The organism is Phyllobacterium sp., from assembly GCF_037994425.1.
In the GTDB taxonomy this organism is placed as follows: domain Bacteria; phylum Pseudomonadota; class Alphaproteobacteria; order Rhizobiales; family Rhizobiaceae; genus Phyllobacterium.
Window position 1 is genome coordinate 1 of the sequence record NZ_JBBNAM010000126.1, and the last position, 3,626, is coordinate 3,626.

Annotated in this window: 5 protein-coding genes; all 5 read left to right on the plus strand. The window is 61.1% G+C overall.

The window, feature by feature from the left end:
• A partial coding sequence (locus AAAB35_RS09180) for a peptidase dimerization domain-containing protein (RefSeq protein ID WP_340667985.1) occupies positions 1-1,031 on the plus strand: 1,031 nt, incomplete at its 5' end.
• Positions 1,031-1,750: an ABC transporter permease gene (locus AAAB35_RS09185; RefSeq protein ID WP_340667986.1), complete on the plus strand. Its 720-nt coding sequence runs from the start codon at positions 1,031-1,033 to the stop codon at positions 1,748-1,750. The genes AAAB35_RS09180 and AAAB35_RS09185, both read left to right, overlap by 1 nt.
• Entirely contained in the window at positions 1,750-2,469 is a 720-nt protein-coding gene (locus AAAB35_RS09190; RefSeq protein ID WP_340667987.1) for an ABC transporter permease, read from the plus strand. The genes AAAB35_RS09185 and AAAB35_RS09190 overlap by 1 nt, the downstream gene beginning before the upstream one ends.
• Positions 2,466-3,248, plus strand: a complete 783-nt coding sequence (locus AAAB35_RS09195; protein WP_340667988.1) for an ATP-binding cassette domain-containing protein — start codon at positions 2,466-2,468, stop codon at positions 3,246-3,248. The genes AAAB35_RS09190 and AAAB35_RS09195 overlap by 4 nt, the downstream gene beginning before the upstream one ends.
• A 35-nt stretch (positions 3,249-3,283) precedes the next feature.
• On the plus strand, positions 3,284-3,626 hold a 343-nt coding region (locus AAAB35_RS09200), incomplete at its 3' end, for a transporter substrate-binding domain-containing protein (protein WP_340667989.1).

Here is a 3,626-nt window from a genome sequence, read left to right on the forward strand (position 1 = left end):
ATGGCTGCCCGGCCGAAGAAGGCGGATCGTCCAAGGGCTTCATGGTGCGCGCCGGCGTCTTTGATGACGTCGACATCGCCATTTCCTGGCATCCGGCAGCCTTTGCCGGTGTGAACAATCCGATTTCGCTGGCCTGCAACGAGATCAATTTCCATTTCAGCGGCCGCGCCTCCCATGCCTCGGCAACGCCGCATCTCGGACGCAGCGCGCTTGATGCCGTCGAACTGATGAATGTCGGCGTCAACTACATGCGCGAGCACATGCAGGCAAGCGCGCGCGTCCACTATGCAGTGACCGATACGGGCGGATCAGCGCCGAACGTCGTTCAGGCACGTGCAACGGTGCGCTATCTGGTACGGGCGCGCACCTTGCCTGAACTCAATACCCTGGTGGACCGGGTGAAAAAGGTCGCCGACGGCGCGGCCCTGATGACCGAGACCACGGTGCGTAGCCACATTATCAGCGGCGATGCCAATCTGATTGGCAATACCCCGCTTGAGCGCCTCATGCACGCCAACCTCGAACATCTCGGTGCGCCGCAATTCAGCGCCGCAGACCATGAGACCGCGCTAAAATTCCAGGCAACCTTTTCGCAAGAAGACATTGCCGACTCCTACCGGCGTTTTGGCATCGCGCCGAAAAAGGGGCAGGCGTTGTGCGACAGCATTTTTCCGCCCGAAAGCGGCGATGGCTCGATTGTCGGCTCGACCGATGTCGGCACGGTCAGCTGGGTTGTGCCAACGGTGCAGATGCGCGGCGCGACCTATGCCATCGGCACACCGGGACATTCATGGCAGCTCGTTGCGCAGGGCAAGCTGCCGGCCGCGCACAAGGGCATGGAACATGCGGCAAAGGTCATGGCCGGCACGGCCGTTGACCTTTTCACCGACCCCGATCGCATCGAAGCGGCCAAGGCCGACCATCGCAGCCGTCTTGACGGAACGCCCTTCGTCAATCCGATTCCCGACGACGTCGAGCCGCCATTGCCTGAGACTGCTCCGCATCTCGCCGGGGCTGGATCGTCAATCTGATGAACCAGCCGGGTTTTCTTGATGTAATCAGCTTTGGCCCAGGCGGCTGGGGCGGCGCACTCGTCGCCGGCGCCGTAATGACCATCCTGATCGCTCTTTGCGGATTCATGATCGGTTCGATCATCGGCACATTCGGCGCCTGGGCCAAGGTTTCCGGCGGCCGGACACTCCGGTTTTTTGCCGATGGCTATACGACCATCTTGCGCGGTATTCCCGACCTTCTTGTCATTTACCTGTTCTATTTCGGTGGCAGCGCCGCGGTGACCGCAATCGGGCGGCTGCTTGGCTCGGATGGCTTTATCGGTTTTCCAGGCTTTCTTGCCGGGTCGCTTGCTGTCGGCATCACGTCCGGCGCGCAACAGACCGAGGTCTTTCGCGGCGCCTTCCGGGCGGTACAGCACGGCGAGATCGAAGCTGCGATCGCCTGCGGCATGTCGCGCGCCTTACGCTTTAGACGCATCATCGCGCCGCTGACCCTTCGCCATGCGCTGCCGGGCATGGGCAATGTGTGGCAGGTCGTGCTGAAGGAATCCGCGCTCGTCTCGATCACCGGCGTCGCGGAACTCTTGCGCCAGGCGCAGGTGGGCGCCGGGTCAACCGGGATGCCGTTCAATTTCTACATCGTCGCCGGCGCCATCTATCTGGCGATCTCGACCTTTTCCGGCGCGGTCCTGCAGCGGTCCGAACGTCACTTTTCACGCGGCGTCAGGAGGAGCTGATGGACTGGTCCTTCATGCTTTCGACCTTCGTCAGCCTCGTTGGGGCCATGCCCCTGACGCTGCAACTTGCCGCGACATCGATCTTTTTCGGCGTGTTACTTGCCCTTGCTCTTGCACTCTTGAGGCTTTCGGGGGTCCCTGCGCTCGCTTGGTTTGCGCGCGGCTACGTGTTTGTCTTCCGGGGAACGCCGCTTCTCGTACAGATCTTCCTGATCTATTATGGCCTCAGCCAGTCCCCGGCAGTCCGCCATAGCCTGCTGTGGCCGATCCTGCGCGAACCCTACTGGTGCGCAGTCATTGCACTGACGCTCAATACCGCCGCTTATGCCAGTGAGATCATCCGCGGCGGGCTCTTGTCCGTCCCCAATGGACAGGTCGAGGCCGCCCGCGCATGCGGCATGACCCGCCTCATGATTTTCCGGCGCATCGTCCTGCCGCTGGCAATCCGGCAGGCGCTGCCCGGCTACGGAAACGAGATGATCTCCATGGTCAAGGCGACGTCGCTTGCATCCATCATTACCCTGATGGAAGTCACGGGGGTTGCCGCCAAGATCATTTCCGAAACATACCGCGCCATCGAAGTCTTCATTGTCGCCGGCCTCATCTATCTGACGATCAACTTCCTCTTGACGCGCTTCGTACACGTCGTCGAGCACCTGCTCAGTCCCCACCTTCGTGCTCCCCGGCTCGCAGCGCCGGTCCAAGGAGAAGCCAAATGAACGCCCCCTTGAATCCGACCATGCCGCTGGCGCTACGCGTCAGCGACCTTCACAAGCGGTTCGGAGCGGCCGAGGTCTTGAAAGGCATATCGCTCACGGCGCATGAGGGCGAGGTCGTCTCCATCCTTGGTTCCTCCGGTTCCGGCAAGTCGACCCTGCTTCGCTGCATAAACCTCCTCGAGGTCCCGGATTCGGGCGAGGTGACGGTCGGCGCCGAAACAATCCGCATGCAGCGCACGCGTGACGGCAACAGCCGCCCGGCAGACCAGGCCCAGGTCGAGCGCGTCCGCTCACGCCTCGGTATGGTGTTCCAGAGCTTCAACCTCTGGTCGCACAAGACGATCCTCGAAAATGTCATCGAAGCCCCCATTCATGTGCACAAGCGTACGCGCAACGAATGTATCGAAGAAGCTGAAGCCCTCCTTGCCAAGGTCGGGATCGCCGAAAAGCGCAATCATTATCCCTCGCACCTGTCCGGCGGCCAGCAGCAGCGCGCCGCCATTGCCCGCGCGCTCGCGATGCGGCCACAGGTCATGCTTTTCGACGAGCCGACCTCGGCACTCGATCCCGAGCTTGTCGGCGAGGTGCTGCGCGTGATGCGGGGCCTTGCTGAAGAGGGCCGCACCATGCTGGTGGTCACGCACGAGATGGGCTTTGCCCGCGACGTCTCGAGCCGCGTCATCTTCCTCCACAAGGGATTGATCGAGGAGGAGGGCGCACCGGAGCACGTGTTCACTAACTCCGGGTCCGAACGGTTCAAGCAGTTTATCAAAGGCTGAGTCGATCAGCCGCAAACCAAAGGGGAATTCCTTAAATGAAGAACTTCATGCTTTTTCTGAAGGGGCTGGCGCTTTCAGCTCTCGTCCTTGCTTCCAGCACCCATGCGCAGGCCAAGGAATGGACGCAGATAACCATCGCGACCGAAGGCGCCTTCAAACCCTACAACTTCACCAAGCCCGATGGCACGCTGGACGGCTATGAGATCGAACTGACCAAATATCTCTGCGACCATATGAAGATTGAGTGCAAGATCGTCGTCCAGGATTTCGACGGCATGATCCCGGCGCTTAACGCCGGCAAGTTCGACGCCATCATTTCCGGCATGTCCGCGACGGCAAAGCGCGAGGAAATCATCGATTTCAGCCAGTCCTACGGTT